Genomic DNA, 13,209 nt, shown 5'->3' on the forward strand with positions numbered 1-13,209 from the left:
GATCTGTGGAGGAGCCATCAGTGGAGCCGTTGACCGCTAGGTCGGGCCGCTGGCTCCACTGTTGGCGTAGGTCCTCAGCGCGGGAGGCCGCTGGCGCGCCAGGCGCCGTCACCGTGATGGTGGGTGTGGCGCACGCTGCGCGCCGGGTTGCTCCACGCCGGCCGCGGCTTCTTCACCGGCTCGACCGCGGCCGAGCCGAGCGCGGAGAACACCGCGACCAGCGCGGCGATTTCCTCAGGGGTCGCGTCGGCGTTGACGACCTTCAGCAGCGGAGCCTGCACCTCCTGGTCGGCCATCAGAGGGGGATGTTCCCGTGCTTCTTGGGCGGGAGCGTCTCGCGCTTGGAGCGGAGCAGGCGCAGCGAGCGGATGATCTCGATGCGCGTCTCGTGGGGGGCGATGACGGCGTCGACGTAGCCGCGCTCGGCAGCGATGTAGGGGTTCGCGAGTGTGGTCTCGTACTCGTCGATCAGCTCGGCGCGCTTGGCCTCGACGTCGCCGCCCTCGTCCTGCACGGCCTTGAGCGTCTTGCGGTGCACGATGTTGGCCGCGCCCTGCGCGCCCATGACGGCGATCTGCGCGGTCGGCCAGGCGACGTTGATGTCGGCGCCGAGGTGCTTGGAGCCCATCACGTCGTACGCCCCGCCGTAGGCCTTGCGCGTGATGACCGTGATGAGGGGGACCGTCGCCTCGGCGTAGGCGTAGATCAGCTTGGCGCCGCGGCGGATGATCCCCTGCCACTCCTGGTCGGTGCCCGGCAGGAACCCCGGCACGTCGACGAACGTCAGCACCGGCAGGTTGAAGGCGTCGCAGAAGCGGACGAACCTTGCGGCCTTCTCCGAGGCGTCGATGTCGAGCGTCCCGGCGAACTGCATCGGCTGGTTGGCCACGATGCCGACCGAGCGGCCCTCGACGCGACCGAAGCCGACGAGGATGTTGGGCGCGAACAGCTCCTGGACCTCGAGGAACTCCTCGTCGTCGAGGACGGCGGTGATGACGTCGTGCATGTCGTAGGGCTGGTTCGAGCCGTCCGGGATCAGGGCGTCGAGGGCCCTGTCGGTGTCGGTGAACTGCATGTCCGGCGCCTCGTCGTACTCCGGCGCCGGGTCGAGGTTGTTCTGCGGGAGGTAGGACAGCATCGCCTTGACGTACTCGATGGCGTCCTCCTCGTCGGAGGCCATGTAGTGGGCGTTGCCCGACTTGGTGTTGTGCGTGCGTGCACCGCCGAGGTCCTCCATCGTGACGTCCTCGCCGGTGACGGTCTTGATCACGTCGGGACCGGTGATGAACATCGCCGAGGTCTGGTCGACCATCACGGTGAAGTCGGTGACGGCGGGGGAGTAGACGTGGCCGCCGGCGCAGTTGCCCATGATCAGGCTGATCTGCGGGATGACGCCCGAGGCGTGCACGTTGCGGCGGAAGATCTCGCCGTAGAGCCCGAGGCTGACCACGCCCTCCTGGATCCGCGCGCCCGCGCCCTCGTTGATGCCGATGATCGGGCAGCCGGTCTTGATCGCGAGGTCCATGACCTTGGTGATCTTCTCGCCGTAGACCTCGCCCAGCGACCCGCCGAAGACGGTGAAGTCCTGGCTGAAGACGCACACCATGCGGCCGTTGACCTCGCCGTAGCCGGTCACCACGCCGTCGCCGTAGGGACGGGTCTTCTCGAGGCCGAACGCCGTCGAGCGGTGCCGCGCGAGCTCGTCGAGCTCCACGAAGGTGCCCTCGTCGAAGAGCATCTCGATCCGCTCGCGAGCGGTCTTGCGGCCCTTGGCGTGCTGCTTCTCGACGGCCTTCGCCGATCCGGCGTGCACGGCCTCGTCGAGCCGCTGCTCGAGGTCGGCGAGCTTGCCGGCCGTCGTGTGCAGGTCGATCTGCTTGTCCTCACCCGGCTGTGCGCTCACGCGGGGGCCTCCTGAGTTGCCTGGTCTGCGGCGGTCGCTGGTCCATCCGGCAATCTAGTGCCATGACCGACGCACCGGCATCGCGCCCACCCATCGACCCGGACCGGCTGCTCGCGCCCGACGGGTGGCGGATCGAGGTCGAGGAGGCGACGCCCTCCACCAACGCCGCGCTCGCGGCACGGGCCCGCGACGGCGAGGAGCCCGGGCTCGTGCTGGTCACCGAGCACCAGACCGCCGGTCGCGGCCGGTTGGACCGCACCTGGGAGACGCCGCCGCGCGCGTCGCTGACCTTCTCGGTGCTCCTGCGCCCCGACGTGCCGCCCGAGTCGTGGTCGTGGCTGCCGCTCCTCACCGGGTACGCCGTCCAGGCGGCGCTCGCCGACCGCCTTCCCGACATCGCGCTGAAGTGGCCCAACGACGTGCTGGTCGACGGTGGTGACCTCGGCGCCGGCCGCAAGGTCGCCGGCATCCTGGTCGAGCGGATCGAGACCACCGCCGGGCCGATGGCGGTCGTCGGGGTGGGCATCAACGTCGACCAGACGCTCGACGAGCTGCCGATCGCGCTCGCCACCTCCGTGGCCCTCGAGACCGGCGAGCCGGTCGAGCGCACCGGTCTCCTCGGCCAGGTGCTGGGCTCGCTGCACGGCCTCCAGGGCCTGCTCGACGACACCGAGTCGCTGCGCAGGGCGTACGCCGACGTCTGCGTGACGCTCGGCCGCACGGTCGACGTGCACCTGCCCGCGGGCGACGTGCGCCGTGGGGAGGCGCTGGACATCGACGCGTCCGGGGCGCTGGTGGTCGGGACGGACGACGGCACGCTCACGGTCGCTGCCGGCGACGTGGTGCACGTGCGCCCAGCCTGATCGTCGCGAAGCGCCCTGACTGGTGACATGATCCTCGCGTGGCCTTTCCGACCAAGCTCCTCAACGCGGGCGAACACGTCGTCGTCTCGACCCGGACGCACGTCAAGGCGCTGATCCTGCCCGGGCTCGTCGTGCTCGTCGCCCTGGCCGCCGCGATCTTCCTCGGCCGGCTGATCGACAGCTCGGTCGGGTCGCTGGTGGTGTGGATCCTGTTCCTCGGCGTGCTGGTGTGGTTCCTGGTCGGACCGCTCCTCCGCTGGCTCACGACGACCTACACGTTCACCAACCGCCGCTTCATCAAGCGCTCCGGCTTCATCGCCAAGGAGGGCCGCACGATCCCGCTCAACCGGATCAGCGGCGTCGACTTCGAGATCGGCGTGATCGACCGGATCTTCGGCTGCGGCACGCTCGTCGTGGCCGACGCGAGCACCGACGGGCAGGTCGAGCTCCACGACATCCCCGACGTGGAGAAGGTCCAGCTCCAGGTCTCCGACGAGCTGCATCGCCTCTCCGGTGGTGACCGCCGCGACGATGGCACCTGAGCGCACGCCCAAGCAGAGCAAGCCCCGGCGAGGCAAGGCTGCTGGGAAGGCCGCCGGCAAGGCCGCCCCCAAGGCGCGCCCCGGGGAGCAGCTCGACCACGCGATCCTGCGCAGCAGGCCCGAGCTCAGCGCTCTCGAGGTGGCCGCCGAGACCGGCATCACCATCGACGAGACGCGCAGGCTGTGGCGAGCGCTCGGCTTCCCCGAGTTCGTCGGTGAGAAGGCGTACACCGCGGCGGATGTCGAGGCCGTCGCGACCCTGATGACCTTCGTCGACTCCGGCGCCGTGGACTTCGACACGGCCGTGAACCTCACCCGCGGCGTGGGCCAGACGATGGCGCGGCTGGCCGACTGGGAGGTCTCCGCACTGGTGAGCCGGGTGGAGGAGATGGAGGCCGGCGAGGAGGCCACCGGCTCGCGGATCGGGTCCGCGCTGCGGCTGATCGACGAGGTGAACCCGCCCTTCGAGCGGCTCCTCGTCTACGCCTGGCGCCGCCACCTCGCCGCCGCGGTCGCCCGGATCGAGGCGATGGGCGCCAAGGACGAGGACCTCCACACCATCGACGTCACCGTCGGCTTCGCCGACCTGGTGTCCTTCACCGCTTTGTCCAACACGCTCGACCGCGACGAGATCGGCGACCTCGTCGAGGTGTTCGAGAGCCGCTGCCAGGACGTCGTCGCGCGCTACGGCGGCCGGATCATCAAGAGCCTCGGCGACTCGGTGCTCTTCGTGACCAGCGGCGCCGAGGACGGCATCGCCGTGGCCGAGGGGATCATCAACGTCATCGGCCGCGACAGCAAGATGCCCGACGTACGCCTCGGGCTGGCCAGCGGACCGGTGGTCCAGCGCCTGGGGGACATCTTCGGCCCGCCGGTCAACATGGCCGCCCGGCTCACCGCCGTCGCCCGCCGCAACCGGCTCATCGTCGACCAGAACACCGCCGACCTGCTGCCCGCCACGGAGTGGGAGAACCGCCGGCTCCCCGCCCGTCCGGTGCGCGGGTTCGGGCTCGTGGAGCCCGTCGCCGTGCGCCGCCGCTGACCCGCAGAGGGGCGTCAGCTGGACCAGACCACTGGGCCGCAATTCGCCCATATGGGCCACCAACCGGGCGCCGGATCCTTAGGTTCAGCGCGTGTTGGCTGTGCAAGACGTGCGACTGGACCCGGGCACACGACAGGTGTGGCGGGGCGAACGCGAGATCCGATTGAGCCGCAAGGAGTTCCAGCTCCTGCAGGCTCTGATGGCGCGCCCCGGTGACATCGTCACCCGCGGCGAGCTGATGGCGGACGTCTGGCAGACGTCGTTCTACACCAACTCCAAGACCATCGACGTGCACCTCGGCTGGCTGCGTCGCAAGCTCGACGACGACCCGCGCAACCCGACGCTGATCACGACCCACCGCGGTCGCGGCCTCCGCTTCGAGACGAGCGCGGACCGCGTCGCGAGCTGATCCGGGAGCACCGGTCCGGAGGAGGCTTCTATAGGCTCCGGTCGTGTCCTCGACCGGCTCGCACCGCGCTCCCACGCTCGCCGTCATCGGGGGTGGGCAGCTGGCCCGGATGATGGCCCAGCCCGCGATCGCGCTCGGTCTCCCGCTGCGCCTGCTCGCCGAGGCCGAGGGTGTCTCCGCCGCCCAGGTCATCCCCGACCAGCTGGTGGGCGACTACACCGACCTCCCGACCCTCCGGAAGGTCACCGACGGTGCCGCCGTGGTCACCTTCGACCACGAGCACGTGCCGACCGACCACCTGCACGCGCTCGAGGCGGACGGCATCGCCGTACGTCCCGGGCCGGGAGCGCTCGTCCACGCGCAGGACAAGGCCGTCATGCGCCGCCGCCTCGCCGAGCTCGACGTGCCGTGCCCCCGCAATGCCGTGGTCACCACGACCGAGGAGGTCGCGGCCTTCGGGCTGCCGTGCGTCCTCAAGACCACCCGCGGCGGCTACGACGGCAAGGGCGTCTGGGTCGTCCGTGCCCTCGACGAGGCGCAGGTCGCCTTCGACGCGGCTGCGGCCGCCGGCGTCGAGGTGCTCGCCGAGGAGCTCGTCGACTTCCGCCGCGAGCTGTCGGCCCTCGTCGCCCGCTCTCCGAGCGGGCAGGCCGCGGCGTACCCGGTCGTCGCCTCGACCCAGCTCGACGGCATCTGCCACGAGGTCGTCGCCCCCGCGCCGGACCTCTCGCCCGCTCTCGCCGGTCAGGCGCAGGAGATCGCCCTGCGGATCGCCGGTGCGCTCGACGTCACGGGCATCCTCGCCGTCGAGCTCTTCGAGACGACCGACGGCCGGATCCTGGTCAACGAGCTGGCGATGCGCCCCCACAACACCGGCCACTGGTCCCAGGACGGCGCGGTGACGTCCCAGTTCGAGAATCATCTGCGCGCCGTCATGGACCTCCCGCTGGGTTCGCCGGCCCCGCGTGAGCGTTGGACCGTGATGGTGAACATCCTCGGCGGACCCACCGACACCGGCCGGCTCTACGACGGCCTCCCGCACGCGATGGCCCGTGACCCGCGGCTGCGCGTGCACTTCTACGGCAAGGACCTCCGGCCCGGCCGGAAGGTCGGCCACGTCAACGCATACGGCGACGACCTCGACGACTGCCTCGAGCGCGCGCGGCACGCCGCCGCGTGGTTCCGTGGCGACCTGGGCAACGAGAGCGAATAGGAGCACGCAGATGAGCGAAGAGTCCGCAGTGAAGGTCGGCATCGTGATGGGCTCGGACTCCGACTGGCCGGTCATGCAGGCCGCCGGCGAGGTGCTCACCGAGCTCGGCGTGGCGTGGGAGGCCGACGTCGTCTCCGCCCACCGGATGCCCGCCGAGATGATCGAGTGGGGCCAGCAGGCCCACACCCGCGGCCTGTCGGTGGTCATCGCCGGCGCCGGGGGAGCGGCCCACCTGCCCGGCATGCTCGCCAGCGTGACGCCGCTGCCGGTGATCGGCGTCCCGGTGCCGCTGAAGTACCTCGACGGGATGGACTCCCTGCTGTCCATCGTGCAGATGCCCGGCGGGATCCCGGTCGCCGCCGTCGCCATCGGCAACGCCAAGAACGCCGGCATCCTCGCCGCCCGGATCCTGGGCACCAGCGACCCCGAGCTCCAGCAGCGCCTCGTCGACTACGCCGCGGGGCTCGCCGAGACCGCCCACGCCAAGGGCGACGTCGTACGCCAGGCGGCCAGGGGCAGCGGCAGCAAGGTCGGCTTCTAGCTACTCCGGGCGCCCGCGCACCCGACCCCGCAGCGCCTTGGTCTGCGCGCGCTCCTTCTTCGACTTCAGCCGCCGCTCCTTCGACCCGCGCGTCGGTCTGGTCGCCCGCCGTGGCGGCGGCGGTGGCGCGAGCGCCTCGCGCAGCATCTCGGCGAGCCGCTCGCGGGCGGCGACGCGGTTGCGGTGCTGTGAGCGGTGCTCGGACGCCGCGATCGAGACGGTCCCGGACGGCCAGCGCCGCAGCGCTCGGGCGCGCTGCGTCGAGGTGAGGACCGCCGAGGACGAGACGTCGTACTCCAGCTCCACGCGTGAGTCCGTCGTGTTCACGGACTGCCCGCCGGGTCCGGGCGACTTGGAGAACCGCTCGACCAGCTCGGCTGCGGGCACGACCAGTCCGTCGGGAAGCCCGGGACCGGCCGGGACGTGGAGGTCGCGCACGACCCCATCCAACCCCCACCAGTGGGGTTGACGTCACGTGTCGCGAGCCGGGAGCGTCTGGGACATGGCAGAACAGAGGGTCGGCGTCGTCGGCGGCGGGATCCTTGGCGTCGCGATCGCGCGCGAGATCGTCCGTCGCCGCCCCGGCACCGAGGTCGTGGTGCTGGAGAAGGAGGACCGGCTCGCCGCCCACCAGACCGGCCACAACTCCGGCGTCGTGCACGCGGGCATCTACTACAAGCCGGGCAGCCTCAAGGCCGAGCTCTGCACCCGCGGCCGTGCGCTGCTGAAGGACTTCTGCGCCGAGCACGCGATCGCCTACGTGGAGTGCGGCAAGCTCGTCGTCGCCGTGGACGCGACCGAGACGGGGCGGTTCGACGCCCTCGAGCGGACCGCGACCGCGAACGGCGTACCCGGACTGCGACGCCTCGCGGCCGAGGAGATCCGCGACGTCGAGCCGTACGCCGTCGGGCTGGCCGCGCTGCACTCGCCGGCCACGGCGATCACCGACTACGACGCCGTCACGAAGGCCATCGCACGCGAGGTCGAGGCTGCCGGCGGCCGGGTGAGGCTCGGTGCCCGGGTCGACGGGATCCGGCGGCAGGGCGACGGCGTCGTCGTCACCGTCGAGGGCGAGCACGCGTCGATGCGGTTCGACCACGTCGTGGTGGCGGCCGGGCTGCACGCCGACCGTGTCGCGGCGCTGGCCGGGGGTGACCGAGGCCCGGTCATCGTGCCGTTCCGCGGCGAGTACCTCGCCGTCAGCGACGCCAAGCAGGACCTCGTCCGCGGGATGGTCTACCCCGTCCCCGACCCGCGCTACCCGTTCCTCGGCGTCCACTTCACCCGCCGGGTGACCGGCGGGCTCGAGGTCGGACCCAACGCCGTCCTCGCCACCCGTCGTGAGGGCTACCGCCGCCGCGACGTGTCGGTCCGCGACCTGCGCGACGTCGCGGCGTGGCCGGGAACGTGGCGGATGGCGCGCGCCCACTGGCGCACGGGCCTCGAGGAGGTCGTCGGCTCGGCCTCGCAGCGGGCGTTCATGCGCAGGGCCTCGCGCTACGTCCCCGACATCGGCGTCGCCGACGTGGTCCGCGCCGGCAGTGGCGTGCGCGCCCAGGCGGTCGACCGCGACGGCAGCCTCGTCGACGACTTCCGGATCACCCGCGACGACGGCGTCACGTGCGTGCGCAACGCCCCGTCGCCCGCCGCGACGTCCAGCCTGGCCATCGCCGCACACGTGGTCGGGCGGATCTGGGAGACGTCCTAGGGTTGCGGCCATGACGACTCGCTGGGGCATCGCCGCGACCGGGGGGATGGCCGCGGCCTTCTCCGAGGACCTCGCCCACGTGCCGGGCGCCGAGATCGCGTTCGTCGGCAGCCGCTCGCCGGAGTCGGCCGCCGACTTCGCCGGTCGGTTCGGGGCCGGTGCCTCGGGCACCTACGCCGACCTGCTCGCCGCCGGACGGGACGGCGAGGTGGACGTCATCTACGTCGCGACGCCGCACCCGCAGCACCACGACCTCGCGCTCGCCGCGATCGAGGGTGGCACGCCGCTGCTGGTCGAGAAGGCCTTCACGGCCACCCTCGCCGGTGCGCAGGAGGTGGTCGACGCCGCACGTGCCGCGCAGGTCTTCTGCATGGAGGCGATGTGGACCCGCTTCCAGCCGGCGGTCGTGCACGCACGCGAGCTGGTCGCGGGCGGCGCGATCGGTGACCTGCTGCTGGTGCAGGCCGACTTCTGCGCGCAGCGCGACTACGACCCGACCAGTCGGCTCTTCGACCTCGCGCTCGGCGGCGGTGCTGTCCTCGACCTCGGGGTCTACCCGGTGTCGCTGGCCCAGCACTTCCTCGGCCGTCCGGACCAGGTGACCGTGACCGGCACGACGTACCCCAACGGTGCCGACCGCTCGGCCGCGATCCAGATGTCGTACGCCGACGGGCGGGCCGCGTCGCTCACCACCTCGCTCGCCGCCCAGACGCCCGGCCGCGCGACGCTCGTCGGCACGGAGGGATCGCTCGAGCTGGTGCCGCCGTTCTACCACCCGACCCGGCTGGTCCTGCACCGCAACGGCGAGCAGCCCGAGGAGCTCGAGCGCCTGCAGACCGGGCGCGGCTACGCCCACCAGGCCATCGAGGTGCAGGACTGCCTGGCCGCTGGGCGCACCGAGAGTGCCGTCATGCCGTTGGCCGACACCCTCGACGTGCAGTGGGTGCTCGAGGAGTCGCTGCGCCAGCTCGGCATCGAGATGGCCGAGGCGCGCGTGGACCTGGACGCGTGACGGACCCGAGCCGGCTGCTCGCCGAGCGCTGGGGTATCACCGCGCCGGCACGCCCGCTCGGCGGCGGGATGAACTCCGACACGTGGCTGGTCGAGCACGAGGGGTCGACCTTCGTCGCCAAGCTCGTGCCGGCCGCGGGTGCGGAGGGCCTCGCTGCCGGGTGCGAGGTCGCTGCCCGGCTCGCCGACGCGGGCTTCGTCACCGGACGCCCGGTGCCGGACCGCGACGGGCGGCTCGTCGCCACGGCACCCGACGGCTCCGGCCTCGCCCTCCTCGAGCACGTGGACGGTCGCGAGCTCGAGGGCGAGACGGCCGACGAGCAGGTCTGGATCGCCGAGGTGCTCGCGGGCGTGCACGCGGCGACGGACCCCGCCCCCGGGCCGGCCACCGCGACGTTCGCGGCGGACTGGCTCGCGCCGGACGCGCCCGGGGTCGAGGAGCACGGCTGGCTGGTGACGGCCATCGCCGGCGTGCGTGCCGAGACCGACGCGCTGGCGCTCACGTGGGCCGTGCTGCACGCCGACCCGGCGCCCGAGGCGTTCGTCCACGACGACGCGACCGGCGTCACCGGCCTGATCGACTGGGCCGGCTCGACGCGCGGTCCGGTGCTGTACGACGTCGCCTCGGCGGTGATGTACCTCGGCGGCAGTGAGCACGCGACGGCGTTCCTGGACGCCTACCGCGCGAGGGGCCCCCTGGCTGACGGCGAGATCGAGCACCTCGACGCCTTCCGTCGGCTCCGCGAGGTGGTGCAGGGCGTCTACTTCGCGGGTCGCCTGGCAGCCGACGACCTCACCGGCGGCATCGAGCGGGAGGACAACGAGCAGGGCCTCTCCGACGCGCGACGCCGGCTGGCTGCGCTGGGCGTCCGCGGCTAGCCCGCCGCGACGGCGGCTGCGAGGTTGGCGGCGACGAGCTGGCCGGCCTCCCGGAGGGAGGCGGTGTCGACCGAGCGCGATCCGTACCTCCCCTGTCGGAGCGAGCCGGTGAGCTCGAGCACGTAGCGGTCGAGCAGCAGGTAGGACCGGAAGCTCGACGTCTCCCCGGACAGGACCAGCACGTAGGAGACGTCGACGTCGGACAGGCCGCCCGGCGTCATGGAGTCCCTGATCCGGTCGACCTGGCGGCGGCTCGGCGTCGGGTCCTCGAACAAGAAGTTCCCGAGGTAGGAGTCGAGGACGTCCTCGGCGGTGTCGTCCGGGGCGACGTACTGCACGTGGAGCTCGGCCGTGCCGCGGCGGTCCTCGGTCCGCCACTCGCAGCTGTTGTCGAGGGAGCGCCCGGCGGCGCTGTCGGCCCCCAGGTTGACGTCGGGCTCGAGATCGATCGACGAGGTGCTGACCGTCTCGGGGCGCGCCCCGAGGAGCGTCTCGGCGCCATCCGCGTCTAGCAGTGAGCACGGATCGAGGAAGGCCGGCCAGTCCTCGTCCTGCTCGAAGAACGGCGGGAGGGGCGTGGTGGGCAGCTCGTCGTCCGCTGCGTGCTCGATGGCTCGCAGGAGCACTCGTTCGGCAAGGGCGGCGTCCTTCTTGGTGAGCTTCGGCGTGAAGCCGAAGTTCTCGGCCCGGTCGAAGGTCAGGAACAGGTTGCCGGCGGTGGCGACGAACTCCGTGGAGCCGGTGCGCCACAGGATCCGTGGGTCGATCCCCGGCACCCGGACCCCGCCGACCGACTCCCGCGCGTCCTCGAGGATCGCCTGCAGCGCTGCATCGAGCTCCTGGAACGTCGTGGGGCCACCGGTCAGCCGGGGCGGAAGTCGCCGCTCGCCGAAGCGCTTGATGGTCGTCCACTCGGAGCGGGCCGTCTTCTCGTCGACGTACTCCTTCACCTCGAGTCGCGCGCGAGTGTTCGACGCGTCCCCCAGCTGGTAGGCGCACGACGTGATGGCGAGCGCGGGCTCGACCGCATCGGGGTCCGGGAAGTCCTCCTCGGACGGGCTTCCTGCCAGCTGGTCCTGGGCGAAGTCGGCCTCGCCGGTGAGGGGCAGCAGCTCGATCGCGTCCTCGGGCGTGAGCAGCCGGCACGCGGGCCGGTGCCTGAAGTCGCCGACCATGATCGCCTCCTCGCCGGCCGCCTCAGGCTCGGTGGGCGTCGCGGTTCCGGACGCGTCGGTAGACCGGCTCGTGCTGTCCGTGCGCTCCGGTCCGTCGGGCGCGTCGGAGCTGCTCGAGCAGGCGCCGAGGACGACGCAGAGGGCAAGGAGGGTCGCGAGGAGCGGAGACGATCGAGGCACGGTGCGCCTCCTGCCCGGAGGCACGGTGCCCGAAACGCCCCGCACTACCGCTTGCGCCACTCGATGGCCGGGCAGGTGTCCATGACCATCGGGACCCCGGCCGCGCGCGTGCGGGCGAAGGCGTCCTCGTCGATCACGCCCAGCTGGAACCACACGCCACCGGCCCCGACCTGCACGGCCTGGTCGGCGAACTCGCCCGCCGCCTCGGAGCGCCGGAATACGTCGACGACGTCGATGTCGAAGGGCACGTCGGCCAGCGCGGCGTACCCCTTCTCGCCGAGCACCTGCGGCGCGTCGGGCTCCGCGAACATCGGATGGATCGGGACGACGCGCTTGCCGCGCTCCTGGAGCAGGCTGGCGATGGCGTACGCCGTTCGCGTCGGGTCGCCCGACAGGCCGACGACCGCCCACGTCTCGGCCCGGAGCAGCGCGTCGACGGTCTCGGGGTCCTGCCAGGACTGCTCGGTGCTGGTCGTGGGAGTGGCCATGACCACACCGTAGACGCCTCCTCCAGAATGCTTGGACGTCCTAGAATCCGAGGCATGAGCGAGTACCCCCTCTACGCCCTCTCCGAGGAGCACCAGGCCATCCGCGAGGCCGTCCGCGCGGTCGCCGACGCCAAGATCGCGCCGTTCGCGGCCGAGGTCGACGAGGAGGCCCGCTACCCCCACGAGGCCGCGGCCGCGCTGCTCGCCTCGGACTTCCACGCGCCCCACGTGCCGGAGGAGTACGGCGGCGCCGGAGCCGACGCGCTCGCCACCGTGCTGGTGATCGAGGAGGTCGCCCGTGCGTGCGTCTCCTCGTCGCTGATCCCGGCGGTCAACAAGCTCGGCTCGCTCCCGGTGCAGATCTCGGGCTCCGAGGAGCTCAAGCAGAAGTACCTCGGAGCGCTCGCCCGCGGCGAGGGCGGCTTCTCCTACTGCCTCTCCGAGCCGGACGCCGGGTCCGACGCCGGCGGCATGAAGACCCGCGCCGTCCGCGACGGTGACGAGTGGGTGCTCGACGGCGTGAAGCGCTGGATCACCAACGCCGGTGAGTCGGAGTTCTACACCGTCATGGCCCTCACCGACGCAGACAGGAAGACCCGCGGCGGCATCTCCGCCTTCGTGGTCGAGAAGTCCGACGAGGGCGTCTCGTTCGGCGCCCCCGAGAAGAAGCTCGGCATCAAGGGCTCCCCGACGCGCGAGGTCTACCTCGACAAGGTCCGCATCCCCGCCGACCGGATGATCGGCGAGGAGGGCACCGGCTTCACGACCGCGATGAAGACCCTCGACCACACCCGCGTCACCATCGCCGCCCAGGCGGTCGGCGTCGCGCAGGGTGCGCTCGACTACGCGCTCGACTACGCCAAGGAGCGCCAGCAGTTCGGCAGGTCGATCTCCGAGTTCCAGGGCCTGCAGTTCATGCTCGCCGACATGGGCATGAAGGTCGAGGCGGCCCGCCAGATGACCTACGCCGCTGCCGGCCGGTCCGAGCGCGGGGAGGACGACCTGACCTTCTTCGGCGCGGCCGCGAAGTGCTTCGCCTCCGACGTCGCGATGGAGGTCACGGTGAACGCCGTTCAGGTGCTCGGCGGCTACGGCTTCACCCGCGACTACCCGGTCGAGCGGATGATGCGCGACGCCAAGATCACGCAGATCTACGAGGGCACCAACCAGGTCCAGCGGATCGTGATGGCACGCCAGCTCCTCGCCGGGGTGCAGTCCGAGCTCTGACCGTCCCGGACCGGCCTCAGCCGGCCGG

At 72.0% G+C, this 13,209-nt stretch carries 15 protein-coding genes; 10 read left to right on the top strand and 5 right to left on the bottom strand.

The features are described from left to right. Window positions 1-74: 74 nt before the first annotated feature. Both EUA06_RS08980 and EUA06_RS08985 read right to left on the bottom strand, forming a co-directional pair. The gene (locus EUA06_RS08980) at window positions 75-296 is read right to left on the bottom strand and encodes an acyl-CoA carboxylase subunit epsilon (protein ID WP_129474752.1); all 222 of its coding nucleotides are present in this window, start codon (window positions 294-296) and stop codon (window positions 75-77) included. After that, window positions 296-1,903 carry an acyl-CoA carboxylase subunit beta gene (locus tag EUA06_RS08985; protein ID WP_129474754.1) on the bottom strand — a complete coding sequence of 536 codons (1,608 nt, stop codon included), beginning with the start codon at window positions 1,901-1,903 and terminating at the stop codon, window positions 296-298. The genes EUA06_RS08980 and EUA06_RS08985 overlap by 1 nt, the downstream gene beginning before the upstream one ends. A 62-nt stretch (window positions 1,904-1,965) precedes the next feature. Here EUA06_RS08985 and EUA06_RS08990 point away from each other — a divergent pair, with 62 nt between their 5' ends. The 6 genes from EUA06_RS08990 (at window position 1,966) to purE (ending at window position 6,513) form a co-directional block, all read left to right on the top strand. Further along, the gene (locus EUA06_RS08990; RefSeq protein ID WP_129474756.1) at window positions 1,966-2,766 is read left to right on the top strand and encodes a biotin--[acetyl-CoA-carboxylase] ligase; all 801 of its coding nucleotides are present in this window, start codon (window positions 1,966-1,968) and stop codon (window positions 2,764-2,766) included. 38 nt (window positions 2,767-2,804) lie between these two features. After that, window positions 2,805-3,308 (top strand): PH domain-containing protein, encoded by a 504-nt coding sequence (locus tag EUA06_RS08995; RefSeq protein WP_129474757.1) that lies wholly within the window; start codon window positions 2,805-2,807, stop codon window positions 3,306-3,308. Then, window positions 3,298-4,350: an adenylate/guanylate cyclase domain-containing protein gene (locus tag EUA06_RS09000; protein WP_129474759.1), complete on the top strand. Its 1,053-nt coding sequence runs from the start codon at window positions 3,298-3,300 to the stop codon at window positions 4,348-4,350. Before EUA06_RS08995 ends, EUA06_RS09000 begins: the two co-directional genes overlap by 11 nt. A gap of 91 nt (window positions 4,351-4,441) precedes the next feature. Continuing rightward, complete coding sequence (locus EUA06_RS09005; RefSeq protein ID WP_129474760.1) at window positions 4,442-4,759, top strand: winged helix-turn-helix domain-containing protein; 318 nt, start codon at window positions 4,442-4,444, stop codon at window positions 4,757-4,759. A gap of 109 nt (window positions 4,760-4,868) precedes the next feature. Further along, window positions 4,869-5,972, top strand: a complete 1,104-nt coding sequence (locus EUA06_RS09010; protein WP_242498075.1) for a 5-(carboxyamino)imidazole ribonucleotide synthase — start codon at window positions 4,869-4,871, stop codon at window positions 5,970-5,972. Between the two features lie 10 nt (window positions 5,973-5,982). Continuing rightward, a complete protein-coding gene (purE, locus tag EUA06_RS09015) occupies window positions 5,983-6,513 on the top strand; it encodes a 5-(carboxyamino)imidazole ribonucleotide mutase (protein ID WP_129474764.1) in 531 nt (176 codons plus the stop codon). Here the strand turns inward: purE and arfB are convergent, their stop codons facing one another. Continuing rightward, entirely contained in the window at window positions 6,514-6,951 is a 438-nt protein-coding gene (gene arfB / locus EUA06_RS09020; protein WP_129474766.1) for an alternative ribosome rescue aminoacyl-tRNA hydrolase ArfB, read from the bottom strand. Window positions 6,952-7,015: 64 nt separating this feature from the next. Between arfB and lhgO the strand changes: the two genes are divergently transcribed. The 3 genes from lhgO to EUA06_RS09035 are packed head-to-tail and all read left to right on the top strand — an operon-like array spanning window position 7,016 to window position 10,111. Continuing rightward, the gene (gene lhgO / locus EUA06_RS09025) at window positions 7,016-8,221 is read left to right on the top strand and encodes an L-2-hydroxyglutarate oxidase (RefSeq protein ID WP_129474768.1); all 1,206 of its coding nucleotides are present in this window, start codon (window positions 7,016-7,018) and stop codon (window positions 8,219-8,221) included. A gap of 10 nt (window positions 8,222-8,231) precedes the next feature. After that, window positions 8,232-9,233 carry a Gfo/Idh/MocA family protein gene (locus tag EUA06_RS09030; protein WP_129474770.1) on the top strand — a complete coding sequence of 334 codons (1,002 nt, stop codon included), beginning with the start codon at window positions 8,232-8,234 and terminating at the stop codon, window positions 9,231-9,233. Beyond that, a complete protein-coding gene (locus EUA06_RS09035) occupies window positions 9,230-10,111 on the top strand; it encodes a phosphotransferase enzyme family protein (RefSeq protein ID WP_129474772.1) in 882 nt (293 codons plus the stop codon). Before EUA06_RS09030 ends, EUA06_RS09035 begins: the two co-directional genes overlap by 4 nt. On the opposite strand, the gene EUA06_RS09040 is transcribed toward EUA06_RS09035, so the two are convergent. Both EUA06_RS09040 and EUA06_RS09045 read right to left on the bottom strand, forming a co-directional pair. Continuing rightward, window positions 10,108-11,466, bottom strand: a complete 1,359-nt coding sequence (locus EUA06_RS09040) for a hypothetical protein (RefSeq protein WP_129474774.1) — start codon at window positions 11,464-11,466, stop codon at window positions 10,108-10,110. The genes EUA06_RS09035 and EUA06_RS09040 overlap by 4 nt on opposite strands. A 44-nt stretch (window positions 11,467-11,510) precedes the next feature. After that, window positions 11,511-11,954, bottom strand: coding sequence for a CoA-binding protein (locus tag EUA06_RS09045; protein ID WP_129474776.1), 444 nt, complete (start codon window positions 11,952-11,954; stop codon window positions 11,511-11,513). Between the two features lie 54 nt (window positions 11,955-12,008). Here EUA06_RS09045 and EUA06_RS09050 point away from each other — a divergent pair, with 54 nt between their 5' ends. Further along, on the top strand, window positions 12,009-13,181 hold the full coding sequence (locus EUA06_RS09050; protein WP_165354317.1) for an acyl-CoA dehydrogenase family protein: 1,173 nt from the start codon (window positions 12,009-12,011) through the stop codon (window positions 13,179-13,181). Window positions 13,182-13,209: the final 28 nt, after the last annotated feature.

It is taken from the genome of Nocardioides glacieisoli, assembly GCF_004137245.1.
Lineage (GTDB): Bacteria > Actinomycetota > Actinomycetes > Propionibacteriales > Nocardioidaceae > Nocardioides > Nocardioides glacieisoli.